This window comes from Aeromonas sp. 19NY04SH05-1, assembly GCF_040581895.1.
Taxonomy (GTDB): domain Bacteria; phylum Pseudomonadota; class Gammaproteobacteria; order Enterobacterales; family Aeromonadaceae; genus Aeromonas; species Aeromonas enteropelogenes.
Map to the genome: position 1 here is coordinate 1,693,820 of NZ_CP095328.1, position 24,417 is coordinate 1,718,236.

25 protein-coding genes and 1 pseudogene are annotated in these 24,417 nt (G+C 53.0%); 17 read left to right on the forward strand and 9 right to left on the reverse strand.

Translation table 11 applies throughout. The annotated features are described in order from the left end of the window. Positions 1-7: 7 nt before the first annotated feature. From MRK42_RS07910 to pseF, 5 genes are read right to left on the reverse strand one after another with little or no spacing between them, the layout of a single operon-like run. Positions 8-271: a hypothetical protein gene (locus MRK42_RS07910; RefSeq protein WP_338612116.1), complete on the reverse strand. Its 264-nt coding sequence runs from the start codon at positions 269-271 to the stop codon at positions 8-10. Continuing rightward, complete coding sequence (locus MRK42_RS07915; protein ID WP_338612117.1) at positions 268-1,560, reverse strand: 6-hydroxymethylpterin diphosphokinase MptE-like protein; 1,293 nt, start codon at positions 1,558-1,560, stop codon at positions 268-270. Before MRK42_RS07915 ends, MRK42_RS07910 begins: the two co-directional genes overlap by 4 nt. After that, on the reverse strand, positions 1,553-2,599 hold the full coding sequence (gene pseI, locus MRK42_RS07920; protein WP_338612118.1) for a pseudaminic acid synthase: 1,047 nt from the start codon (positions 2,597-2,599) through the stop codon (positions 1,553-1,555). Before pseI ends, MRK42_RS07915 begins: the two co-directional genes overlap by 8 nt. A gap of 6 nt (positions 2,600-2,605) precedes the next feature. Continuing rightward, complete coding sequence (gene pseG / locus MRK42_RS07925) at positions 2,606-3,877, reverse strand: UDP-2,4-diacetamido-2,4,6-trideoxy-beta-L-altropyranose hydrolase (protein ID WP_338612119.1); 1,272 nt, start codon at positions 3,875-3,877, stop codon at positions 2,606-2,608. Continuing rightward, a complete protein-coding gene (gene pseF / locus MRK42_RS07930; RefSeq protein ID WP_338612120.1) occupies positions 3,867-4,562 on the reverse strand; it encodes a pseudaminic acid cytidylyltransferase in 696 nt (231 codons plus the stop codon). The genes pseG and pseF overlap by 11 nt, the downstream gene beginning before the upstream one ends. Before the next feature lie 153 nt (positions 4,563-4,715). On the opposite strand from pseF, the gene MRK42_RS07935 reads away from it, so the two are divergent. The 17 genes and pseudogenes from MRK42_RS07935 to MRK42_RS08015 all read left to right on the forward strand — a co-directional run bounded on the left by MRK42_RS07935 (position 4,716) and on the right by MRK42_RS08015 (position 21,176). Next, positions 4,716-5,255: a GNAT family N-acetyltransferase gene (locus MRK42_RS07935; protein ID WP_338612121.1), complete on the forward strand. Its 540-nt coding sequence runs from the start codon at positions 4,716-4,718 to the stop codon at positions 5,253-5,255. After that, positions 5,252-5,485: an acyl carrier protein gene (locus MRK42_RS07940; RefSeq protein WP_338612122.1), complete on the forward strand. Its 234-nt coding sequence runs from the start codon at positions 5,252-5,254 to the stop codon at positions 5,483-5,485. The genes MRK42_RS07935 and MRK42_RS07940 overlap by 4 nt, the downstream gene beginning before the upstream one ends. Further along, a complete protein-coding gene (locus MRK42_RS07945; protein WP_338612123.1) occupies positions 5,485-6,234 on the forward strand; it encodes an SDR family NAD(P)-dependent oxidoreductase in 750 nt (249 codons plus the stop codon). The genes MRK42_RS07940 and MRK42_RS07945 overlap by 1 nt, the downstream gene beginning before the upstream one ends. Further along, positions 6,231-7,589, forward strand: a complete 1,359-nt coding sequence (locus MRK42_RS07950) for an AMP-binding protein (RefSeq protein WP_338612124.1) — start codon at positions 6,231-6,233, stop codon at positions 7,587-7,589. Before MRK42_RS07945 ends, MRK42_RS07950 begins: the two co-directional genes overlap by 4 nt. Further along, entirely contained in the window at positions 7,586-8,641 is a 1,056-nt protein-coding gene (locus MRK42_RS07955) for an acyl-protein synthetase (RefSeq protein ID WP_338612125.1), read from the forward strand. Before MRK42_RS07950 ends, MRK42_RS07955 begins: the two co-directional genes overlap by 4 nt. After that, entirely contained in the window at positions 8,620-9,819 is a 1,200-nt protein-coding gene (locus tag MRK42_RS07960) for an acyl-CoA reductase (protein ID WP_338612126.1), read from the forward strand. Before MRK42_RS07955 ends, MRK42_RS07960 begins: the two co-directional genes overlap by 22 nt. Before the next feature lie 170 nt (positions 9,820-9,989). Next, entirely contained in the window at positions 9,990-10,943 is a 954-nt protein-coding gene (locus tag MRK42_RS07965; protein WP_338612127.1) for a glycosyltransferase, read from the forward strand. Next, positions 10,940-12,067, forward strand: a pseudogene (gene glf / locus MRK42_RS07970) (UDP-galactopyranose mutase); the annotation flags it as partial. The gene MRK42_RS07965 and the pseudogene glf, both read left to right, overlap by 4 nt. Positions 12,068-12,124: 57 nt before the next feature. Further along, complete coding sequence (locus MRK42_RS07975; RefSeq protein WP_338612452.1) at positions 12,125-13,060, forward strand: glycosyltransferase; 936 nt, start codon at positions 12,125-12,127, stop codon at positions 13,058-13,060. A 71-nt stretch (positions 13,061-13,131) separates the two neighbouring features. Then, a complete protein-coding gene (locus MRK42_RS07980) occupies positions 13,132-14,355 on the forward strand; it encodes a hypothetical protein (protein WP_338612128.1) in 1,224 nt (407 codons plus the stop codon). Between the two features lie 40 nt (positions 14,356-14,395). After that, positions 14,396-15,511 carry a class I SAM-dependent methyltransferase gene (locus tag MRK42_RS07985; protein WP_338612129.1) on the forward strand — a complete coding sequence of 372 codons (1,116 nt, stop codon included), beginning with the start codon at positions 14,396-14,398 and terminating at the stop codon, positions 15,509-15,511. Positions 15,512-15,518: 7 nt separating this feature from the next. Then, positions 15,519-16,700, forward strand: a complete 1,182-nt coding sequence (locus tag MRK42_RS07990) for a glycosyltransferase family 2 protein (RefSeq protein ID WP_338612130.1) — start codon at positions 15,519-15,521, stop codon at positions 16,698-16,700. A 30-nt stretch (positions 16,701-16,730) separates the two neighbouring features. Beyond that, positions 16,731-17,423, forward strand: a complete 693-nt coding sequence (locus MRK42_RS07995) for a methyltransferase domain-containing protein (protein ID WP_338612131.1) — start codon at positions 16,731-16,733, stop codon at positions 17,421-17,423. Positions 17,424-17,435: 12 nt separating this feature from the next. Further along, the gene (locus tag MRK42_RS08000) at positions 17,436-18,530 is read left to right on the forward strand and encodes a TDP-N-acetylfucosamine:lipid II N-acetylfucosaminyltransferase (protein WP_338612132.1); all 1,095 of its coding nucleotides are present in this window, start codon (positions 17,436-17,438) and stop codon (positions 18,528-18,530) included. A gap of 41 nt (positions 18,531-18,571) precedes the next feature. Continuing rightward, positions 18,572-19,681: a DegT/DnrJ/EryC1/StrS family aminotransferase gene (locus MRK42_RS08005; RefSeq protein WP_223380353.1), complete on the forward strand. Its 1,110-nt coding sequence runs from the start codon at positions 18,572-18,574 to the stop codon at positions 19,679-19,681. Further along, positions 19,678-20,331, forward strand: coding sequence for a NeuD/PglB/VioB family sugar acetyltransferase (locus MRK42_RS08010; RefSeq protein WP_223380354.1), 654 nt, complete (start codon positions 19,678-19,680; stop codon positions 20,329-20,331). Before MRK42_RS08005 ends, MRK42_RS08010 begins: the two co-directional genes overlap by 4 nt. A 101-nt stretch (positions 20,332-20,432) precedes the next feature. After that, positions 20,433-21,176: a methyltransferase domain-containing protein gene (locus MRK42_RS08015; RefSeq protein WP_223380355.1), complete on the forward strand. Its 744-nt coding sequence runs from the start codon at positions 20,433-20,435 to the stop codon at positions 21,174-21,176. Between the two features lie 31 nt (positions 21,177-21,207). On the opposite strand, the gene MRK42_RS08020 is transcribed toward MRK42_RS08015, so the two are convergent. From MRK42_RS08020 to pseB, 4 genes are all read right to left on the reverse strand, one after another. Next, a complete protein-coding gene (locus MRK42_RS08020) occupies positions 21,208-21,519 on the reverse strand; it encodes a class I SAM-dependent methyltransferase (RefSeq protein ID WP_354689008.1) in 312 nt (103 codons plus the stop codon). Between the two features lie 75 nt (positions 21,520-21,594). Further along, positions 21,595-22,113 carry a hypothetical protein gene (locus MRK42_RS08025; RefSeq protein WP_338612134.1) on the reverse strand — a complete coding sequence of 173 codons (519 nt, stop codon included), beginning with the start codon at positions 22,111-22,113 and terminating at the stop codon, positions 21,595-21,597. 22 nt (positions 22,114-22,135) lie between these two features. Then, positions 22,136-23,269 carry a UDP-4-amino-4,6-dideoxy-N-acetyl-beta-L-altrosamine transaminase gene (gene pseC / locus MRK42_RS08030; RefSeq protein WP_338612135.1) on the reverse strand — a complete coding sequence of 378 codons (1,134 nt, stop codon included), beginning with the start codon at positions 23,267-23,269 and terminating at the stop codon, positions 22,136-22,138. Continuing rightward, positions 23,266-24,270 (reverse strand): UDP-N-acetylglucosamine 4,6-dehydratase (inverting), encoded by a 1,005-nt coding sequence (pseB, locus tag MRK42_RS08035; protein ID WP_338612136.1) that lies wholly within the window; start codon positions 24,268-24,270, stop codon positions 23,266-23,268. Before pseB ends, pseC begins: the two co-directional genes overlap by 4 nt. Positions 24,271-24,417 lie beyond the last annotated feature (147 nt).

Consider the following 24,417-nt stretch of genomic DNA (forward strand, 5'->3'; position numbering starts at 1 on the left):
GAGGGCGTCACCCCTTGTCGGTCATTTCGAAGAGGGTGACGAGTTCATATTCGAGTTCGTCAGCCAGAGCCAGCCAATCTTCACGCTCTTGTTGCTCCAGTATGCGCTTGATGAGCATGGGCAGCGGTTGCTGCTTTTGTGCAGGCCAGCTCAGGCTCTCGGATGCGGCTTGCTCCAGCAAGGCAGGAAGCGTCTGGATTGCCTCCAGAGACAAGCCAAGGCGAAAACGTTGCGCCAGTGCAGTGAGTTGGGCTGTCAGAGAGGCACTCATTGGGTTATCTCCGGGTGATAGTGGCAGCCTTGGATATGCGCACCATCCTTGCAGGTGTTCCAGAAACGAACCTCGGGGTGACGATCTATGTAGCGCTCCAGCTCACACAGGTAGCCGGCAAAGTTCAGGGTCGTGGCCACCCGATTGCCATGGCCATCGTGCACCCAATGACGCGCTGTATGGGCACTCGGGCCAAGTGAACCATCTTGCCAACCGGTATGGGTTTGATTGCCCGGGAATGCGAAGTCGACGCCCATCAAGATGACATTGTTGGCCCCCATCTTGACGGCCAGATCCACGGCCGGGTGGATCACGCTACCTCCTGAATGCAGTACGCCTCTGGGCAAGCTGGTGCGCAGGGCCTCATAGGTCTGGCTCATCGAGTAGGCGCCGTAGCGCGGTCCCTGCCAGGCGGCCAGCGTCTCATGGGGTAGCATGGGGAAGTAGACCAGCTTGACCTCTTCGGAGCCGTGAGCTGGCAGCCTGTCCTGACCTATCAGGTGATCGATCGTGACGACCAGATCCGGCTGGATGTGGTGCGCCAGCAGCGTCTTGTAGGCTGTATCGACGCAGATGAGCAGTGGCCGTGTGGGTAGTTTCGCAAGTCCGTCCAGATAGGGCAGGTGACGTGCCAGTGTCGGGCCGGTGGCGATGATCAGCGCCGTGCAGCCAGGTCGGGAGCCAAACAGCTTGGTCACGTCGGCATCGTGCGCCAGTAACTCGCGATTGCTTTCTAGTCGCGCCAGGCGTTCGGGGTCATCGGCTTTGAAGCGCCGATTGACGAATGGCAGGTTGATCTCGCTGATCAGCCGATCCCGGATGCGGACGGCTGCATCGTCGACCAGCAGCAGCTCGGCCGGCAGGGCGAAGAAGGGTAACCGGATCTCCTGGTCATCTCCCGCCATGGTGAGCACGACCCTGGGATCAGCGAGCCAGTCATCCTGTTCCAGCAGGCGCAGTACCAGCGCAAACAGGGCGCCATTCATGATTTTTACTTCCAGACGGCGCAAGCTGCTGCGTTGCAACAGCACGCGGGGTAGATCGCCAAGTCCGGTGCCATAGATATGCAGTACGGGATCTTCGGGAAGGCTGGCGGCCTGTAGCTCGGCCTCCTTTACCCTGTCGTGACGGCTGGTGAGCTGGATCCCGTCGACGCTGAGGGTGGAACCCAGTCCCTCGGTCAGTTCAACCTGGAGGTGCGTTACATCTTGCGCCAACAGGCGGGGCCAGAGGGTGGGCCAGCGCTCGCTGATAAGCTGGCCATGGCGAGCAAACAGTTCCTCATTCATCCTGTGCTATCCACTCCCAATCCAGCGGTTGGTTGGCGCTCATGTCCCGGGTAACCCGCTTGCCGAGGAGGCGATCGTAATCGGCCGGGGGCAGGCCAATGGCGGGCCGAACCGACTTGATGTGGGCTTCGGTCAGGCGCTCTCCGGCTGCAATCTCCTTGACCAGATAGAGGGAGCGGCGAAATGCGCGGTTGCCCTGCTCGCTCGGGGTGAGTTGATAGTCGGCCACGCCGAGCGCTGCCTGGGCGGTATTGACCGAGGCAACCAGCTCGGCAAGCTCGGCGGGCTCCATGGAGAAGGCGCAATCCGGTCCGCCATCCGCCCGGGCAAGAGTGAAGTGCTTCTCGATGAGGGTGGCACCGAGCGCGGTTGCCGCGATGGCGGTGGCGCTGCCCAGCGTATGGTCAGAAAGCCCCACCTCGACGCCAAAGCGCTGGCGCAGCATGGGGATGGCCCGCAGGTTGTATTCGGCCGCGGGCGCGGGATAGCCACTGACGCAGTGCAGCAGCGCCAGCTGGCCGTTGCCGTGTTTGAGCGCCATCTCGACCGCGGCGGCGATCTCGGCTTCATTCGCCATGCCGGTGGACATGATGAGGGGCTTGCCGGTCTGGGCGGCATAGCGAATGAGGGGCAGGTCCACCAGCTCAAAGGAAGCAATCTTGTAAGCCGGGCAATCAAGAGATTCCAGCAAATCGACTGCGCTGAAATCGAACGGGCTGCTAAATACCGTGAGCCCCAGCTCGCACCCCTTGGCAAACAGTGCCTGATGCCACTCCCAGGGAGTATGGGCCCACTCATAGAGGTCATAAAGGCTGTGGCCATCCCACAGGCCGCCATGGATCTGGAATTCGGGTCTATCGCTTTTGAGGGTGATGGTATCGGGGCGATAGGTTTGCAGTTTGACTGCGCTGGCTCCCGCCTCCTTGGCGGCGGTCATGATGGCCAGGGCGCGCTCCAGGTTGCCGTTGTGATTGGCCGACAGTTCGGCGATCACATAGGGGGGCTGCGTTGGGCCGATGGATTGATGAGCAATCTGCATCTGTGTTCAGGTTCCTGTGCCAAGTTGCCAGCCTTGTGGCGCCAACTGCCAGGGGGCTGGAGGCGCATCTTGCGGCGGTTTGGCAAGATAAAGTGGGAATTGGGAGAAAATCTTTAGCAAGCGATATGCCAGCTCTTGCCAATCTTGTGGCCTGAGTGGCTGGTGTGCCTGCCAGGCCAACTGCTGGCCGCTTAAGTCAAGGGTGAGCAGGCATGTCTCTTCCTGCCCGCCATCATTTTGTAAAAATTGCCAGCGTTGGCCATCGGGCCGCAGTTGATAACCGGTTTGCGGCAGCAGCCAGGCGGTGAGGCGATCGAGCCCGAGGCCATCCACTTGCTGCTGACCGCGTTGGCGATACGCCTCGGCCTTTTGTTCCAGTGAACACAAGGCCTGCGCGAGCCGCGAGGGGTCAGCGAGCTCGCTTAGCGTCAGGCGTTCGGCCAACTGGAGGCGGTCGATCACCTCATCATTGAACTGCTGGTTGTCGACGATGGGCACCGCCAGAGTTGGCAGGCCGAGGCAGGCGCGCTCCCAGGTCATGCCGCCGGCGGCACCGATGGCAAAATCGTGGCGCGTCATCAACTGCGCCATCTGATCGCTCTGGCGCAACAAGTCGATGCCAAGTTCGGGCAGCTCGGCAACCCTCTGCTGCAATTCGTCCCAGAAATGGTTGGCGCCGCCCGCCACCAGGGTCCACTGGATGGTGCGGGCCCAGGGTAGACGAGCCAAGCTGTTGAGGGTGGTGAGACAGGCGCCGGCCGGATCGGCGCCGCCAAAGCAGATGAGCCCCCGTTGCCACTGAGCGATCTCTTGGCGTGCAAGCTGTCGGAAGGCCGGGCGCAGCAGCGCGTAATCGGTTCCCAGCAGCAGGCGACAGTTGTCTGGTATCAGGGGCTGATAGTTGGCTGCGGTGCGAAGAGGTCCCTGGTCCAGCAGGAGCTGACCGTGATGCGGTCGATCCGCCAGATCGTCGATCACCAGCAGTTGACAACAGTGGCGCGCCAGCGAGGCTTCAAGGGCTTGGTCGATGGCGTAGTGATCGACGATGAGCCAGGCCGGTCGTAGTTGGGACAGGGGCCCCGCATCATCCAGCGCAGCCAGAGGGTGGTAGTGGTGCAGCTTAAGCAGAGGCTGCAGGTGAGCCGGCAACCCATAACAGAGAAAGTGGCACTCGGCCCCCGCCACCTGCAACCGATCGGCGATGGCCAGGCAGCGCATCAGATGGCCCAGCCCTATTTCGGGGCTCGCATCGAGCCGAAACGCGATCTCAAACGTCATGCTGCTGCAATACCCGATAGAGCAGTTCGGCCAGGCGCCAATCTTCCGGCGTATCGATGTCGACCACCCTGTGCCTTGGCAATATGTGTCCTATTCCTTCTCCGCCCACCGGGCTGATGCCGCCCAACCAGGCGGCGCGGCTGCCCCAGTAGAACTGCCCTGCATCCTGATAGGCGGGCTCCAGATCCTGAGAACGTTTGACCATCTGTTCCGGCCAAAAGGGGGTGACGCGTCCCTGCTCATCCATGCGTACTGCCCGTTGAACGGGAAAGCCGAATTCCGCCACCGAATAGACGAAGGGAGCCTGGCTTGCGAGCAGGCGCTGGTGGGCCGCCTTCAGGTCATCGGCCTGGATGAGCGGCACGGTGGCATAGATGCAGCAGTAGTGATCGCTGGTGACACCGAGCTCGTCGAGTCGCCGAATGGCATCGATCACCACCGGGGTGGTGCCGGTGTGGTCGTCGGCGAGGCTGGCGGCGCGTAAAAAGGGCACGTCGGCGCCGAGCTGGCGTGCCACGCAGGCGACCTCCTCATCATCGGTAGAGACCACAATCTGGCTGAAACACCCTGCCGCTTTGGCGGCGTTGATGGCATAGGCGAGCATGGGCTGGCCGCAGAAGGGACGGATATTCTTGCGCGGGATGCGCTTGCTGCCCCCTCGGGCCGGGATGATGGCGATGGCCATGAAGTTTCTCCATGAAAAGCCGATATGACAGTAATAAGCAGGATTGTAACCCTGAATCCGTGAATGATGACAGTTGGCATGACCCAGGATCTTCGATTGAACTCATTGATGGCAAAAGAGATAATTGAAAATCACCGTGAAATGGACAGTGATATGACAGGTTTGAAAGAGTTTGCCCGCTACGGGGTCAAGCTGGTGGCGCTGGCACAGGATGATATCGAGATGGTGCGCCAGTGGCGCAACGATCCCAAGATTGCCGACCTGATGCTGGACAAGACCCATATCACGAGGGAGATGCAGCAGCAGTGGTTTGCCAGGCTGCAGCACGCCAAGGATCAGTTTTATTATCTGGTCTGGTTTAAAGATCAGCCCATCGGGGTCGCTTCTCTTATCAAAGTCAATCGTGACGCCGGGCATTGTGAACCGGGCATGTATATCTATGTCGATGAGTATCGCAACAACATAGTGCCCTTCTGCGTTGCCTTCGCCCTCAATGATCTGGCTTTTGAAGGGCTGGGTCTGTCACAGCTGTTTGGCAAGATATTTGCCAGCAATCAGGCTTCTGTCCGCTTTCACGAGGCGTGTGGCTACCGTCTTTACGAGACGCAGGAGGATGGCCTCGGTTTGTATGTGCTCGAGCGGGAGGCCTATTTCGCCGCTCGCGCCAAAATCGCTCGTTTTATAAGGTATTGATGATGCAACTAGAACAGATTTTCTCCGATGCATTGGGCATCGAGCTTGAACAGGTTTCCGATGCGCTCAGCTATCAGGGGATCCCCCAGTGGGACTCCGTCGCCCATATGGGCTTGATTGCCCAGCTGGAGGATCACTACGGTGTGCTGCTCGATACCGATGACATCATCGACATGAGCTCGGTCGGCAAGGCGCGGGAGATCCTGGCCAAATATGGCGTCGCCCTCTGATGACCGGCCTGTTGCAGGGTAAACGGGTAGTGATCACCGGCGCTGGGCGCGGCATCGGTCTCGCCATCGCCCGGCAGTTTGCCGCCCAGGGCGCCGAGTTGTGGCTCAATGGTCGCGATGAGCAGGCCATCACCCAGATGGCAGAGGCGCTCGGCGTCGAGTTTGGAGTGCCTTGTATACCGCTTTGCTTCGATGTGGCCGATCCGCAGGCGGTCAAGCAGGCCTTCCAGCAACTCTTTGGCCAGACCCGCCAGCTGGACGTGCTGGTCAACAATGCAGGGGTGCTGGACGATGCTCTGCTCGGCATGGTCCAGCAGCAGCAGATAGAGCGCACCTTCGCGACCAACAGTTACAGCACTCTCTATTGCAGCCAGTATGCGGCTCGCCTGATGCAACGCTCCGGTGGGGGCAGCATCATCAACATGGCGTCCATCATTGGCCGGGTAGGCAATGCCGGCCAAGCCGTCTATGCCGGCAGCAAGGCGGCGGTGATCGGGATTACCCAGTCACTGGCCAAGGAGCTGGCCGCGAGCCAGATCCGGGTCAATGCCATCGCCCCCGGCTTCATCGACACCGATATGGCGCGCTCTCTGCCGCCAGCCAAGTTTGACGAACGGGTAGCCAGCATCGCCATGGGGCGCATCGGCACGCCGGACGAGGTCGCCAGTGTGGCCCTGTTCCTGGCCTCGGATCTGTCCCGTTATGTCACCGGTCAGGTGATCGGGGTCGATGGAGGCATGCTGATTTGAGCGCACCCGACTTGCTAACCCATCTGGTGGTGGGCAATAGCGCCCCTGCCTGGCGGGATCCCGATGAGGGCTGGCTCAGCTACGGCGAGCTGGCGCAGCGGGTAGCACGGCTCGCCAAGGCCTACCCGAGCGGGCGTCAGCTGATCTATCTGCCCTTTGTGACCTCAACTCGTCACCTGCTTCACTACTTGCTGGCCTTGCGTGATGGTCATGCAGTCATGCTGGCCGATCCGGCCCAGGACGAGGAGACGCGCCGTGCCCTGTGCGAGCGGTTTGGCGCGAGCCTGGTCGTGACAGCGGAAGGTTGCCTCGTGCACCTTGGCGAGGCACCCGCTTTGCATCCAGAGCTTGCCTTGCTGCTGCCAACCTCCGGCAGCACGGGATCCAGCAAGTGGGTGCGGATCTCTCGGAACAGCCTCAATGCCAACGCCGCCGCCATCGCCGAGTATCTGGCGCTGGATAGTGCGGAGCGGGCGATCACCAGCTTGCCGCTCTTCTACTCCTTTGGCATGTCGGTGCTCAACAGCCATCTGCTGGTGGGAGCCTCGCTGGTGCAGAGCGCGGCCAGCCCTCTCGAACGCCAGTTTTGGGAGGAGGTCAATGCCCATCGGGTCACCAGCGTGGCCGGGGTGCCTTTCACTTTCCAGATGCTGAGTCGTTTGCGTTTTGACTGGAGCCGTTACCCCAGTCTCATGACCCTGACCCAGGCCGGTGGGCGCCTCGAACCGACTTTGGCGAGCCAGTTCGCCCATCAGGCTGCGTCACTGGGGCGTCGTTTTTTTGTCATGTATGGCCAGACCGAGGCGGCGCCGCGTATCGCCTGGCTGGGGCATGACGAAGTGCTGGTTGCCCCGGATGCCATCGGTCGCGCCGTACCGGGAGGGCATCTCTCCTTGCGCCCCGAGCCGGGACTGCCCGAAGGGGAGGGAGAGCTGGTCTATGAAGGCCCCAACGTCATGCTGGGTTATGCCGAAGGCATGGCTGAGCTGGCGCGCGGGCGCGAGGTGGAGGCTCTCTTTACCGGTGATCTGGCCCGCTGCGACGAGGCCGGACGGTTCTACCTGACCGGGCGTCTCAATCGCTTCCTGAAGCTCTTTGGCAAACGGGTGAGTCTGGCCGAGGTGGAGAGCTGGTTGCAGGCTCGGGGCCACTCCTGCGCCGCGACCGGTCGCGACGATCGCCTGCTGGTAGCCATCGAAGGGGAAGAGGTTGCATGCGATGTGCTGCAGATCGAGGTTGCCCGCTGGTTGATGGTACCCCCCTCCTGCGTTCGCATTCGCATGCAGCCGCTGCCACGACGCAGCAATATGAAGATTGATTACCCGGCCCTGCTGACCCTGTTGGAGGCATCATGAACAGGTTGCTGGAGTCCCCCGTTTTCGACCTTGTCCAGCAGGAGAAGTCGGCTCTGTTGCTGGCGCGCCTCAACGAGCTGACTGCCCGGCATCAGCAAGCTTGTCCCCCTTACGCCAATATCTTGTCGGCCTTTGGCTGGGGGCAAGCTACGTCTTGCGCTGAGCTACCCTATCTCGCCGCGCGCCTGTTCAAACTGGCCAAATGGCAGAGCGTGCCAGAGGAGGAGGTGTTCAAGGTACTGACCTCATCGGGCACCACGGGGGCGCCGTCGCGGATAGTGCTGGATCGGGAGACCGCCGCCCTGCAGAGCAAGGTGCTGGTGAAGATCCTGCAGGAGTTTGTCGGCAAGCAGCGTCTGCCCATGTTGCTGGTGGAGCAACCCGCGCTTATTCAGAATCGCAGCGGTTTTTCGGCTCGCGGGGCGGGGGCCCTGGGGCTCTCCTTCCTCGGGCGTGATCATACCTATGCCCTTGATGAGCAGATGCGGCCCAACTGGCCGGTCATCGAGGCATTTTGTGACAAATACGCCGGTCAGCCCGTGTTACTGTTTGGCTTTACCTTCATGGTGTGGCAGTGCCTGCTGGAGCCGCTACGCGAGCGTGGTATACAGCTGCCCTTTGCCGAGGGCATCCTGTTTCACAGTGGGGGCTGGAAGAAATTGCAGCATCTGGCGGTGGACAATCCGGCCTTCAAGCTGCGCTGTCACGAGCAACTGGGTTTGCGTCGGGTGCACAATTTTTACGGCATGGTGGAGCAGGTGGGCTCGGTCTTCGTCGAGTGTGAACAGGGTCATCTCCATGCCCCCGTGTTTGCCGATCTGCTGGTGCGTGATCCGCTGACCCATCAACCGCTGGGGATGGGCCGGCCGGGCCTGTTGCAGGTGCTCTCGGCCATTCCCGGCAGTTATCCGGGTCACAGCCTGTTGACCGAAGATCTTGGCGTCTTGCTGGGAGAGGATGACTGCCCTTGTGGCCGCCGTGGCCGTTATTTTCATGTATCAGGGCGCCAGCCGGGCGCCGAGGTGAGAGGATGCAGCGACACCTTCCAGTAACCCCTTCGCAGGCTTCGCAGTGGCAGGGAGGTCCCGAGGTCAGTTTCGTGGCCCCTCTGACGGATTGGCATGGTTTTATTGCCCAACCCTTGCCTTGCTTTGCCCCCGTCATCTGCGATTTCGTGGCGGCGCTGTCGACCCGTTTGCAGCAGGAGGGGCGGCGTTATCCCGATCTGGCCGCGCTGGGTTTCTGGCTTCGCCCGAGGAATATTGATGAGCAGCGCAAGCGCATGGCGGGGCGCATGCCGCTTGGTATGGTTTTTCATCTGGTGCCCTCCAACGTCCCGACGGTGGCCTTCTACTCCTGGTTGATGGCGCTCTTGACGGGCAACAGCTCGGTGGTGCGTCTCTCATCACGGATTGATCCGATGCAGGAGGCCATGCTGGCCATCCTGAACGAGCTGTTTCAACAACCCGGGTGGCGCCCTGTTGCCGAGCGTACCCGCTTCGTGCGTTACGGCCATGACGAGGGGATCACCGCCTGGCTGTCGGATCGCTGTCGTCTGCGCATCGTCTGGGGTGGCGATGAAACCATCCACCGGGTGCGAGCCATTCCGCTCTCCCCGAATGCCCAGGAAGTGGTGTTTCCGGATCGCCGTTCCATGGCGGTGCTCGACAGTCGTTGGCTGGCAGGGCTGGCGCCAGAACGATTGCAGCAAGTGCTGTCGGCCCTGCAGCAGGACTGTACCCGCTTCAATCAGCAGGCGTGCGCTTCGCCGACAACCCTCTGCTGGCTGGAAGAGCCAGATAATGACCTGCGCCGGCATGTGCTGGAGGCGGTGTTTTCTCCCTTCGCCCAGGCTCCCGCGTTGGCCATGGAGCGCCTCATCAACAGTCAACAAAATGCCGCCATGGCGGGTGAGATGCAGTTGAGTACACTCCCGGGCGTCACCTTATTGACTCCTGCCACTTCGCTGCGACTCCCTCATATCGGGGGAGGTACAGTTGCCGAATTTGTGGCCGATAACCTGATTGAGTTGCTGCAACAACCCTGGGACATGCAAACCTGTGTCTGGGTGGGCGAACAAAAAGCGCAATGCGAAGCCGCATTGGTAGAAGCAACAGCCTGTCGCATCGACAGGGTCGTGGCACCAGGACAGGCACTGGCATTCGAATGGCACTGGGATGGACTCGATATGCTGCGAGTGTGCAGCCGTGGGCACACAAACGCGCAATAATGGTTGCGATCTCACAAAAAACCAGACATTTCAATGAATTAACTTTATTTGGCACAGGCTTTGCAGTAAAAGTTCCCATCAAGGGGGAGAAAGGTTGACACAGACCGTGCGGTAGCCTTGCCGATTTTCCCCCATTCGCTTCTTTTCTACTCATTTTCCTGGATCTCGTCATGAAACTCAGCGTATTGGTGCCGGTCTACAACCTGGAGCGCTTTATCGAACCCTGCCTGCTCAGCCTGCTCGAGCAGACAACCAATTTCGATTTTGAAGTGATCGCCATCGATGACGGCTCGAGCGATGGTTCCTGGTCCATCATGCAGCGGCTGGCAGCCCGGTGGCCGCAGCTGCGGGCATTGCAGAATCCGCAGAATAGGGGGCTAGCCCAGACCCAGAAACGTCTGCTTGCCGAGGCGGGAGGTGAATATATTGCCTACGTCGATGGTGATGATCTTGCTCTGCCTGGCAAGTTGCAGGTACTGGCCGACTATCTGGATGTCCATCCCGGCTGTGCGCTCTGTTATCACGAGGCAGAGGTATTTGACAGCGAAACAGAAGAGGTTACGGCCCATTACAGCCGCGATTATTACAATGCTGCTTATATTCCCAGCCAGGCCAGTGCAGAACACTTGATCCGCTACGGCTGTTTCCCCAATGCCAGTTCGATCGCCTTTCGACGCCATCCTCACTTGCAGGAGGCGGTGGATGCCGATTGCAAGATCATCCTCGACCATCCGTGGCACATCCTCAACGCCTTGTATGGCAAGGGGAGCGTCGATTTTATTCCCGAAGTGTATGGCCGTTACCGGATCCACTCCCATAGCTTTGGGGGACAAACCAAGCGTTCGCCAGAGCGGCGGGAACAGGTACTGGCTGATCAACTCAAAGCCTGTGACAACGCGCGTCCATTCGGGGTCGCCGAATCGGTTATCGCGGCAGGCAAGGCGCACTACCGTTTCGCGACGGCACTCTATTTTCTCAAGCAAGGCGATGTGGCGCGTTTCGAGCGCTTCATCAATGAATCCGTGGTGGATGGCTGGTTCTTCGATGAGCGACATCAATTGGCCTGGGAGAATCGTGCTCAACCCACAATCGTGGCGCAACAGCTTTTCGGAGCTTCTCAATGAGTTATCAGGCGATCGTCATTGGCGCCGGGCTTTCCGGTGCCGTCATGGCTGAGCGAATGGCCAGCCAGCTTGGTTGGAAGGTGCTGGTGCTGGAACAGCGCGACCATATCGGTGGCAACTGCTTTGACGAGTATGACGAGCATGGTGTGTTGGTCCATCGCTATGGTCCACACCTCTTCCATACCGACAACAAAGAAGTCTGGGATTACCTGTCGCAGTTTACCGAGTGGCTGCCTTATGAGCATCGTGTGTTGTCACGTATCGATGGACAACTGGTGCCTATTCCGTTCAACCTGACCAGCATAGAACGTTGCTTCCAGGCCGACAAAGCTGCAGCCATGATTGAGGCCCTGCGCACCCGGTTCGGTGATGGCGCCAGAGTACCGATCTTGGAGCTACGCAAAGAGGCGCATCCCCTGCTGGGTGAGCTGGCGGACTTCATCTATCGCAAAGCGTTTGTGAACTACACCAGCAAGCAGTGGGGGGTGCCTCCCGAACAGATATCCCCTGAAGTAACGGCGCGGGTACCCGTGGTGGTCAGTCGGGATGATCGCTACTTCACCGACCCCTGGCAGGCGGTGCCGGCCGCAGGCTATACCGCCATGTTTGAGCGCCTGCTTGCACACCCGCTGATTGACGTGCGGCTGTCTACCCCCATGGTGCAGCGTGTCAGATTGGATTGGCAGCAGAAGCAGGTGCTGCTTGATGGTGCACCGTTTGGCGGCCCCTTGATCTATACCGGTATGCTAGATCAGCTGATGCCGGCAGAGGGGAATTGCCTGCCATACCGTTCACTGCGCTTTGAGCATCGCCATCTGGCGCAGGAACAATTTCAACCGGTCACCACCGTCAATTATCCGAATGAAGAAGCCTTCACGCGGATCACCGAGTTCAAGCATTTCAGCGGGCAGGTACATCCCGGTACCAGCATCGTTTACGAATATCCCTGTGACTATCAGCCGGAACAGGGGCTAGAGCCTTACTACCCGCTATTTACCGACGCGGCCAAACAGCATTATCAAGCGTGTCGTGATGAGTTGACCCAGTTCTCGCAGCTGATCGCCCTGGGGCGCCTTGCTGAGTATCGCTATTTTGATATGGATGATGCGGTGAGTAATGCATTAAATAGTTTTGGCTCAAGTTTTGAAAAAACACCCAGTAAACCCTTGGTTTCGGTTATTATGTCTGTTCATAATTGTGCTAATTATATCGAAGATGCGCTGGATAGCATATTGAAGCAGACCTATAAGAATCTGGAAGTGATAATATTTGATGACGGCTCAAGCGATGAAACTGGATCCGTAATTGGCAGGATGGCAGCAAAGGACAGTCGGATCATTCATTATCACCGGCGGCAGCAGGGAATTGCAAATTGTCTGAACGAAGCGCTATTGCTAGCTCGGGGGGAATATATAGCCAGGATGGATGGGGATGATATTTCGTTACCAGAGCGGATAGAGAAACAGATGGCATTTTTACACGAACATCCGCATATAGATCTAGTGGGGTGTTGGCTGAAACTGTTCGGTGTTCGTGATGAGGTATGGCATTACCGACCTTATGATAACTTTATCAAAAATACGATTCTGCTATTTAGTAACGGAGTTGGACACAACGCGATTCTGGTGCGTGCTGATGTTTACAAGCGTTTTCGATATGACCCCGAATATACGGATGTTGAAGATACCGAGTTGTGGACCAGAATGGCTATCAGCAAGCCCGAAGTTCGTTTCGCCAACTTGCGTGAGGTGTTGGTGCTGTATCGTATTCATAGCGCCCAATCGTCCATATTGCGCAAAGTAAGGCAACGAGAGCTTTACCGGCGTATTGTCAGCAAGTATCTGGATTCGCTTGGTGTTTCAGCTACTGAGCAAGATATGGAGGTTCATGAATGGCTGGTGGATCAACCGTCTAACTTGTCGGATTCGCAACTGTACCGCGTGGCCAATTGGCTGAACCATATTGCGGTACTCAAGCAAAATGCATTGCCAGATGAGTATGGTGTATTGGCCGAGCGCTGGCATCACCTGTGTCAAAAGAACCGAGCCTGCCTAGATATTTATGAGCGCTATCACGCAGAGTTCGATATTTGCTGGCTTCCACCGATGTCTGCGTAATGAAGGGAAGATGGACATGGTCGTTAAAAATATCCCCCTAGGATCAGAGATAGCTATGGTTGGGGGTTGCCATGAGATTTGAGATCGTCGGTCGGCAAGGGGTCTGCTCATTATCTATTGCTGAGCTGCCTTCATCAGGGTACTTGTTGGCTGGTATGGGAAATTACAGTCAACTGATCCTGCAACGGTTACAAGAGATGCAGCGTCCACTGCCTGTTGCCCTGATCGATACAATGACGAGCGATTGTTCGGAAAAGTTCGGGCTCCCGGTGATCGATATGACGCAGGCGAGCCAGCATGATCTGAGCATCATCATTGGTTCTTCTCCCTATGACTATGAACAGGAGGTGATGACCAAATTGCGGCAACATGGCTGCCATAGGCTGGTGGCTCTTGAGCCAGAAGAGATCCTGCCACCCTTGCTCGATCCTTTGGCCGATTCGTTGGCCGATACAGAGACTTGGCCGGTGTTGTTACTTGTCTGCATGTTGGATCACCATGTTCAGCAGTTGGCTAGTCTTATGACTTGGCTACATCAGCGGCAGATTCTGTGCAGAGTTGTCCGCTCTTATGATGCTCATGCGATTATGGCTATTCCCCCTTCACGCCTACTTGGCGCCATCATCTGGAATGGTACACCGGCCTACTATGACAGCGTAAAACAGTATCTGCAGGATATAGGGAAGCGATATCTCTATGCCGAACTGGGTTTTTTCCCGCAAAGGGAGCATGTTTATCTCGATAGGCAAGGCGTCAACCTGGGGCGATGCATGGGGCTAATGCCATGCCAGAAAGATGACGCTGAGCAGGAGTTGGTGAGAGTGAGGGAACGGCTTCTGGGTGGGCGCCTATGGGTTCCTGGGGATGCCGTTCTTGTGCCTTTACAGATCGCTACCGACACCAACGTGCGTCTCTATTCCAACTATGGAGGCAAGATGCAGCAGTTTATTGACGATGTGATCCGCGATCACGGAAACGAACGGCTGCTCTTTAAGCCCCACCCGTTGGATCCTCTGGGAGACACATATGATTTTCATGGCCGTGAAATTGTTAGTGGCGATTTCATGACGCTGGCGCTATCGAGCAAGTTTATTTGCGGTATCAACTCCAGCACTCTGTTTGAGGCTCGTCTGGTTGGAATTCCTGTGCACTTTTACGGTCGTTCATTGTTAAGCGAGTGCCCCGATGAGCAAGAGGTGATGTTGCAAATGGTTCAAAACCAGTTCCGGGTTGATGGGCGCGATTTAGTACGAAAAATCGGGCCTTACATGCAGCAGTTTGGAATTGAAATATAACGATGTTTATTCAATATCGGACAGTTAAAGGATGTATAAAATGAGAACGCTGGTGGTAACCCGTGCAACCTGTGGGCAGGTCACTCTGCGGGTCGAGGGACAGTCCGAGGTGAGTTGTCCGATCCCTGAAATTGCACATCAGTTGGATAGCGAGTTTGAGTTGATCCAAGTACTGGATTTGCAATTCTTGACCAGTATGGAAGCAGATACCCTGTTAACACGTCTAGTCGATAAACTTGCAGTTAATGGTCACTTACAGGTTACGGTTCCCGATCTGGATTACGTCGTGGGCCAGTGGCTACAGGCTGAGTGGGATGAAGGGACTTTACGAGATGTGACCTCAGTCGCTCGTCAGAGCTTCGCCGGGCTCTTTGGCCCCCAGCACGATGGTAATCCCATGCTACCGGGCTATTCGACGCATTATTCGGGCTGCAACAAGTCTGGTTATAACAGTAAACGACTGGCTTTTTTGCTCGCCCGCCAGGGGTTGGTTGACATCAACATCGTGACTGATGATACCCACCTATTACAGGCTTCGGCTCGGCAGTCGATGGTGCGTGGTGAGCGACAAGTGGCACCGGATTTGCGTAATATCCGCCAAGACCACCTGAATCGCTACCAATTTGCAGCAGACAATCTACATATTGAAATGCCGCAACGAGTGCTCGATTTGGCATGTGGGATTGGTTACGGCAGCCAACTGTTGGCTAACCAGCTTAATTGTCAGGTCACCTCCGTCGATATTGAACCCGAAGCACTGGCTTATGCGCGACAACACTATAGTTCGCCGAAGATTACTCATCTGTGTGCCGATGCAAGCACTCTGCAGCTAGAGTCTGCATCATTTGATGCCGTTGTCTCTTTTGAAACCATCGAACATGTGACGTTTGATGAAGCGTTACTGGGAAATTTTCATAAATGGCTACGGGCTGGGGGCAAGCTAGTGATGTCGACGCCGAACGAGAGTGTCATGCCTTTTAGTGCCGCACAATTTCCCTATCACGTGAAGCACTATACCTATGCCGAGTTAGAGTCGATGCTGGTGCGTTGTGGCTTCCGCCTGCAGCAAGTCAGCAAACAGCAAAATCTCCAGAATCCAGAGATTGTTCCTGGCAGTGATGGCTGTTTCATGATCGTTATCGCGGAAAAGGTGTGAAATCGGGATGAGCGCAGCATTTGTGCGGTTTAGTATCATCATCCCGGTCTATAACCGGGATGAGCCGTTACGGCGAGCTCTTCTTTCAGTTGCTCGACAAACATTCGGGAACTATGAGGCTATCGTTGTTGATGATGGTTCGGATCCGGCATTTAGCGAACGGATCCAAACGTTAGTCAACACGCTGGATGATTCTCGATTCTCGTTAATCAGTTATCAGCCTAACCGTAACGGCGCTTATGCACGCAATTGTGGCATTGAAGTGGCGCAAGGTGAGTACCTCTGTCTTTTAGATTCGGATGATGAGTGGTTACCAGAAAAACTTACGTGTATCGACCAAGCGTTACAAAAAAATGCACACGGGCAGGTAATACATCATTCATATCAGAATGTGATCAATGGTGTGCGCAGTGCTCCTTTTCCGCAAATAGCCCGTCGTATCGGTGAAAGTGTTGCAGAGTATTCATTCTGTACCAATCGTGTTGGTGGAATTCAATCAAGCTGTCTAATTGTTAAGCGTGAACTAGCACAGAGGGTGCGCTTTAATGATACATTGCGAGGTCATCAGGACTGGGATTTTGCATTGCGACTTGGTGCAGAAACAGATCACTTCTTGTTTATCGATCAGGTGTTGACGCTGCGTCATGTCGCTGACGCAGCGTCTGGCATGGTGTCCCGTTCTCTTGATTACGCATACTCGTTGACCTTTTTACGCGAGTATCAAAAATATTTTTCGTGGCGAGCACAGGCTGGTTATACAGCGCACATTCTGTTACCTAAAAAAATAATATCAGATGATAATACATTTACTCGCTATGAGTGGCTGATGATACTTTTTCATCCGCTGCAGTTTGCAAAGTACAAAATAAAACAGTTTAAGCTGCATTTACGATGTGTCAAATTATTATTGTGGTGTCGGCTACATAAAAAAAATAATTTGGCGTTGATGGGATGTAATGACTATACGAAATTTTTTATCAAACACTATGCATCTGGCGTGTCAATAAAATTGCTAATCGACAAAAATAAGAAGAATTTTGGAGTGCGGGCAGTGTTTTCGGTGGGGGAGATATCAGAAGATTTATGGGACGGGATAGATTGCGTCGTGACAATGACGGATATTCACCATAAAAGTATGCATGCAGATATAAAGAGTCATGTACCTCATCTATCGGTCATTTATTTTTGAAAAGTTTACGCTTATGTACGAGGGTGCGTGATGGAATATGGGTTATACGGTCCAGTAGTTGGACTCGAAAATTTTCATTGTCCTTTATGTGATTATCGTGGGAAATTTCTTATAGTACGTGGTCGCCCTTATGCACAATGTCCCCATTGTTATAGTCTCGAGAGGCATCGTTTCCAGTTTTCTGTGTTGAAAAAAGTGCTTGATGAACAAGCTATGAAGAACATGAAAGCTCTGCATTTTGCTCCAGAACCTAGTATGAAAAAATATTTTTCAACACGGTTTGGTTGTTATAAAACAGCAGATTTGATGAGAAATGATGTTGACTATAAAGTAGATATTCAAGCGCTGCCATTTAGCGACGAAAGCTTCGACTTCGTTTTTGCATCGCATGTGCTTGAACATATTCCTGATGATCGAAAAGCGTTGTCTGAAATTGGTCGAATTTTAAAACCTAATGGAATGGCAATATTGCCTGTGCCGATTGTTACCGAATCAACTATCGAATATCCAGAACCCGATCCTTTGCAAGACCATCATGTAAGAGCGCCAGGTATGGACTATTACGAGAGATATGTAGACTATTTCTCTACGTGCCAGTTTTATTCTTCAGAAGAGGTTGATGCCGAGTGTCAGCCCTTTGTCTTTATTGGAGGAAATTACAGACATCCTCTGCGCGTTGATGAGTATAAAATGAAAGATATCCTCCCTATTTGTTATCGATAAAGGTGGTGTGTCGTGGATAAAATATTGCATGTTTTTTGTGAAACACATCATCATAATGTCTCAATTATTGATTATTTCACCAAGTTGAATTTGCAAGGTGTACAGCATCAGTTTCTGGTGTTTGATCGAAGAAAAATGTCTGAGCCATATGCAAGCTTATCTGCAGATGTTATTTTTTTTGAGCAGAACATGGATATGTTTCCATGGCTAAGGTCTCATCATCATGAATTTGACGAGATATTTTTTCATGGTTTCTTCAATCACATTCTTTGGGAACTGATTCTTGAAGATGAAGCTTTTTGCAGAAAATCTAACTGGTTGATGTTTGGTGCTGACTTACTTATGGACCTTTATTTCAAAGAGAATGATCCTGTATACGTCAAGACCACTGAAATCCGGAAGAAATGTGTGCACAATATGCACTCTATATTTTCCAATGTAAGCTCTGATGATGATGAAAGAACATGCATTAATCGCTACGGAAAACCAAGAGTCTGTCTCAAATATGCTTATTACAACAACTATGATGTTGAGCCACAAATTTTGCCGGAAGGACTTTCTCTATTTCTACAGGCAGGGCACGTGGTTGTTATTGGAAATTCAGCTGATGTGACCAATCGTCATAAAGAATTTATCACTTCGGTACATGAGAAATGGCCAGAGAGTAAAGTGCTCTGTCCTCTGACATATTCAGGTAATAAAAAATATATCCAAGAAGTGATAGCACATGGCAAGGGGTTACTGGGAGACAAGTTTTATCCTCTATTAGATATGTTACCGAAGGCTGCCTACTTTTATGCATTGAGCCTATGTCAGGTGCTTTTATTGGGCCATCAAAGGCAACAAGCAGGTCACCATTGGCTGTTTTGGTTAAAAAGTGGAAAGCCACTATTCGGTGCCTGTACTGCACCTATCCCATCAGATCTTATTACTAAGGGGGCTAAGATCATGGATATAAAAGTACTTCCAGATAAAGCCAAATTAGATGAACTTGAAGCTGACTTTACGAAGAATCAAGACGTATTTGAATGTCATTTTACTAAGCCGCATATAGATATGTTGTGGCAACGTAATTTCGCAACGTTGCATGCGACACGACAAGGTTAAAAATTAAATCCAATGCAATAATTGGGCGAGGTTTTTCGTAGATGAGCAAAAACATACCGGTAACTCAACCATTTTTACCTCCTTTGAGCGAATTTATTCCGGCGATTGAACAGATATGGGAAAATAAATGGTTAACAAATAATGGACCATTTCATCAGGAGTTTGAAAAAGCGCTTTGCGATTACCTAGGGGTGGAGCATATATCCTTATTTACTAATGGTACTTTGGCATTAGTGACTGCGCTGCAGGCATTGCGAGTAACTGGTGAGGTCATTACTACACCATATTCTTTTGTAGCAACCAGCCATGCATTAATATGGAATAACTTAACGCCTGTTTTTGTAGATATTCAGCCGGGTTCATTCAATTTGGATCCAGATAAGATTGAGGCGGCAATTACTCCGCGAACAACAGCCATCATGCCTGTTCACTGTTATTCTGAACCTTGTGCCATACATGAAATACAACGCATAGCAGATAATTATGGCCTTAGCGTGATTTATGATGCTGCACATGCATTTGGTGTAAAATATCAGGGGCAGAGTATATTGCAGCATGGTGATATGTCTGTTTTGAGCTTCCATGCGACAAAAGTATTTAATACCTTTGAAGGTGGGGCAATTATTTCTCGTTCCAAAAAAATAAAGCAGCGCGTCGATTATCTTAAGAACTTTGGGTTTGCTGATGAGGTTACCATAGTTGCGCCAGGTATTAATGGAAAAATGAGTGAGATTAATTCGGCATTCGGTTTGTTGCAACTAAAATATATTGATAAAGCCATTGCTCTACGAACAACGATAGATAATCATTATCGTATTGAACTGGCAGATATTCCAGGTGTGTCTATCCCTCCGCTCTCAGCAGAAACGGAACATAACTACTCTTATTTTCCTATATTGATTGAAGCGGAGTATCCACTGACTCGTGATCAGTTGTATCAAAGATTTCGTGATCACGGTATTTTGGCTAGGCGCTATTTTTATCCGTTGATAAGTAATATGCCAATGTATCGTGGTTTGTCATCTTCTATTTTAGACAATTTGCCGTATGCCAATATGATTGCAGATAAAATTTTGTGTTTGCCCATTTACCCAGATCTTGAAAGTGGTGAGCAGCGACGGATTATTGATATTATTCGAGGACGAACATGAAGCGTATCTATGCTGTCTATGGTGCTGGTGGGTATGGCCGCGAAGTAATGCCTTTACTGCGCTCTCGAGTTGACGAAAATGCTGCTCTAATATTTGTTGTCGATGAGGCAGTGCCAAATATGGCTGTCAACGGCCATCATGTTATTTCTTACGCCGAGTTTTGTCAGTTGAGCGCGGATGAGAAGTATTTTACTGTGGCAATAGCTGACAGTGTTATTCGGGAGAGAATCTATAATAGGTGTCTTGTTGACGGTATCCATCCTTATTCAATATTTGCCAACAATGCGGTCATAATGGATGATGTCACCATCGGTGCTGGTGCAATATTAAGTCCATTTTCCTGTCTGACATCTAGCATCAACATAGGTATTTGTTTTCATGCGAATATATACTCTTATGTTGGACATGATTGTCGGATCGGTGATTTTGTAACCTTAGCTCCTGGCGTTAAATGTAATGGCAACGTCGTGATTGAAGACCATGCTTATATTGGCGCTGGTGCCATTATTAAACCCGGAACATCTGAACATCCGACAGTGATTGGTCGTGGAGCCAAAATAGGTATGGGTTCAGTAGTCATTCAATCTGTGCCAGAAGGGGCAGAAGTTTTTGGTAACCCAGCCAGAATATTCTCTATTAATAAGTCGTAGTATGTGATTGCGGGGGTGGTATGTCGTCTTGTGAAATATGTGGGGGAAGAGTTGGTTTCTATTTTAGGAAGAACTATGAGTCATCACCTTATTCACGACTGATGCAAGACTGGGGCGACATCGAGTATTTTCGATGTGAAAACTGCGGCTTTGTTCTTTCTTTTAGTCATAAGATGGCATCTCATTCGGATTGGGAAAAACTGAATCATGATTATCATCATTTTATCGAGAACTGTGATGGTTCATTTAAAATTCCTAATCAACCTCCCTATGCAATGCAGGCAATGCTTTTGCAGTTGCTCTCTGTAAATAAAATTATCAATGTTGCTAACGGTCTTGATTATGCAGGTGGATATGGGCGTCTTAGTCATTTGTTAAATAAATACTATAATATTCGATTTCCTGTCTATGACCCCTTTGTTACATCGGATAATGAAAGTGTTCTTTATCTTGATGACATCAAAGGGGAAGAATTCGATACAGTCTTTAACTCTGCAATGTTTGAACATGTACGCTGTCGTGATGAGCTGGATCAAGTTAATGCCTTGATTAAACCTGATGGTGCTTTACTCATACATACTGTTGTCACAGAGAATGTACCGAAAAATCCTGACTGGTTTTATCTCGAACCGCCAGTGCATTCTGCCTTTCATACTAATAAGAGTATGGGGATTTTAATGAAGCAATGGGGCTTCAATGCATCTATTTATGCTCCACTCAGCAAGACTTGGTGTCTACTACGATATCATGATAAAGCAATCGCACAGCGGATAGATTTAATCAATCATGAGTTACAATCGAAATTTTTGATCTATAGCTGTGGTTTTGTAGATTATTGGAAATAGGTGTTCCCGGCGTTTTTGATAAAACTCGAGATTAATTGATTCTTTCGATTGCAAAACTCAGGCTTTCTGAAATATCCATTGTTAAATATTTAATCCGGTAGTTCTCTACAACACAAAATTCATGCACGGCTTCAATGACCCCATATCGACACTGTGCATGCCAGTTACCTTGCATATAGTCATGCCCGGCAATGATACCATTGGGCTTGATTTTATTGGCATAGCCGCGTAATTCATCACGTGTAAATTCGTAGCTGTGAGTGGTGTCGATATAGATCCAGTCAAGGTAATTATCTGGAAACTGTTGCAGAGCATTGAGTGAGGTCTGGCGGTGTATTGCCACCTGTCCCGCTGATACTTCGTTGGCAAACTGAGATCTGACCCCAAGGTGGAGTGCATTACCATAACGTTCTGAACCCTAGGGATCGATGAGGTGGAGCCGTCGAGGTTGTGTCAGTTCCATGATTTGGCGGCTGAAGTCCCCAGCGGCAACACCCAGCTCGGCGACGATCCCATGCTTGGGTAGCTGTCGGAGCAAGGCCAGTCGATCCGTCAACAGGGTTGCTCCTTCGATGTGCTGTTGCAGCAATGGGATCTTGGGTAGGTTCTCCTCGGTTTTGTTGCGCACTGCCTGCAGTGCATTGCAATATTCACGGTTAGTCTCCAGGACTTCGGCAAGTTCTGTGACCGAAATACCCGGTGCTATTCCATAGCTGGCCAGAGTCTGATTGATTTCGTTGACAAAACAACTGGCGATCAGGATTTTGTCGAAACGGAGCTTGCCAAGCTGACTGGGGTGATAAACCGGTTTATTCATCCAGCTCGTATCCTGTTTGGCGGGATCGCTGTCGATGAAGCCCAGCAACGTATAGTTTAGTGCCAGGGCTGGTAAGAAATGCAGTGCTTGAGTAGAGGTTCCGTAGATCAGGATGTGCATAGGTATTCCGAAGAGGTTGATATTAGGGTGTAGGCAAGAGGGAATGATTAATCGCGTCTTGCTCTATGTATGTCAGACTCGGAAATAGCGGCAGCGTGATGGCGCCGGAATAAAACTGTTCAGCATAGGGCTGGGGAGTTGGAGCAGATCGTTGATACCAAGGCTGCTTGTAGATCGGCATATAGTGCACGTTAGCACCGATGCCTTGGGCCCGCAGTTGCTCAAAGATACGGAGGCGCTGCTCGGGGGCTACGCGGTGTACATAAAGATGGAAGGCACTGCGCCTTTCTTCACTGAAATAGCGAGGGAGTAGCTCCGGCGCTAATGCTTCGAAGTAGCGGCGGGCCAGCTTGCCGCGCTTTTGAATCCAATCTTCCAGATTCTGCATCTGGCTTAACCCCAGAGCGGCCTGGATATCGGTCATACGGTAGTTGAAGCCGAGCATCTGTTGCTCGTAGTACCAGGGGCCGTCCGGTTCGTTGATAAAGTCTTCCGCTTCGCGGGTGATGCCGTGGCTGCGCAGCAGGCGCATTGTCTTGGCTAGGGCGGGGTCATTGGTCATGGCCATGCCACCTTCCCCCGTGGTGATGATCTTCACCGGGTGGAAGCTGAAGACAGTGATGTCACTGTAGCGACCGTTGCCGGTGGGTTCGTCGTGATAGCGGGCACCGAGGGCGTGGCAGGCATCTTCGATGATCCTAAAACCATACTCTTGCCCCAAGCGGTGGATCTCTTTCATGTCGCAGGGCAGGCCCGCGAAGTGCACCGGGATCACCACCTTGGGCAGGCGTCCTTCGGCCTTGGCAGCCACCAGTTTTCGCTCCAGCTCCACGGCACACATATTGCCGGTATCGGGTTCGATATCGACAAAATCGACCTGGGCGCCACAATAGAGGGCGCAGTTGGCGGAGGCAACGAAGCTGATGGGGGAGGTCCAGACCCAGTCTCCGGGGCCCACTCCCAACGCCAGGCAGGCAATGTGCAGGGCGGCGGTGCCGGAGTTGACGGCGACCCCGAAACGGGCGCAGCAATAGTCGGCAACAGCTTGCTCGAAACGGGGAACGACCGGCCCCTGGGTCAGAAAGTCGGATCTCAGGACCTCCACCACGGCCTCGATGTCCGCTTCACTGATCGATTGTCTGCCGTACGGGATCATTCCATCACCACTTGCTGATTGAGTTGCTTGAGCTCTTCTATGGTCAGAAAGACCGGGTTGTTGCGAGAGTTGTACTCAAACCCCGAGTTGACCATCTTTCCCTTATCGCCGGCGGCGGTCTTCGAGAAGTCGTTGTTGCGATTGTTGAAGTTGATGGTCGGCCCGATGATGAAGAAGTCGTCGAACTCAAAGGTGTGATAGGAGTCGTCAGCAGGGCACATCACTTCGTGCATTTTTTCGCCCGGGCGGATGCCGACAATCTTGTGCGGCAGCTCGGGTGCCATGGAAAGGGCGAGATCCGTGATGCGAACGGAAGGGAGCTTGGGAACAAAAATTTCCCCCCCCTTCATCCGCTCGAAGTTGCGCAGCACAAAATCCACCCCCTGCTGCAAGGTGATCCAGAAGCGGGTCATCTCCTCGTGGGTGATGGGCAGGGAGTCTACACCCTGATCGATCTGCTTTTGGAAAAAGGGGACGACTGAACCACGGGAACCAACCACATTGCCGTAACGCACCACAGAGAAACGGGTCGGATCCTGGCCCGCGATATTGTTGGCGGCGACAAACAGCTTGTCTGAGGCCAGCTTGGTCGCACCATAGAGGTTGATCGGGTTGGCGGCCTTGTCGGTGGAAAGCGCGATGACTTTCTTTACCTGATTGATCAGGGCGGCCTGGATGACGTTCTCGGCCCCGTGGATATTGGTCTTGATGCACTCCATGGGGTTGTATTCAGCGGCTGGAACTTGCTTGAGGGCGGCGGCATGAACCACGTAATCCACCCCGCGCATCGCCATGGTCAAGCGGTTGGCATCCCGCACATCGCCAATGAAATAACGCATGCAGGGAGCATCGAAGACCTGCTGCATCTCGAACTGTTTCAGCTCGTCACGGGAATAGATAATGAGGCGCTTGGGTTTGTAACGCTCCAGTACTGTCTTGACCAGTTTCTTGCCAAACGAGCCGGTGCCACCCGTGATGAGTAGCGTTTTATCATTGAACATTGCGGGCATCTCGTCAGAAAAACAGTAGATGAATCATATGCTAGCAAATAAAGTACCAGCTTTTTATGCAAAGAGTGTGATCCATTCGCAAAAACGCTTTTAACACGCGAACTTAGGTCATCACTCTCAAAGTTAATTGTAATGACG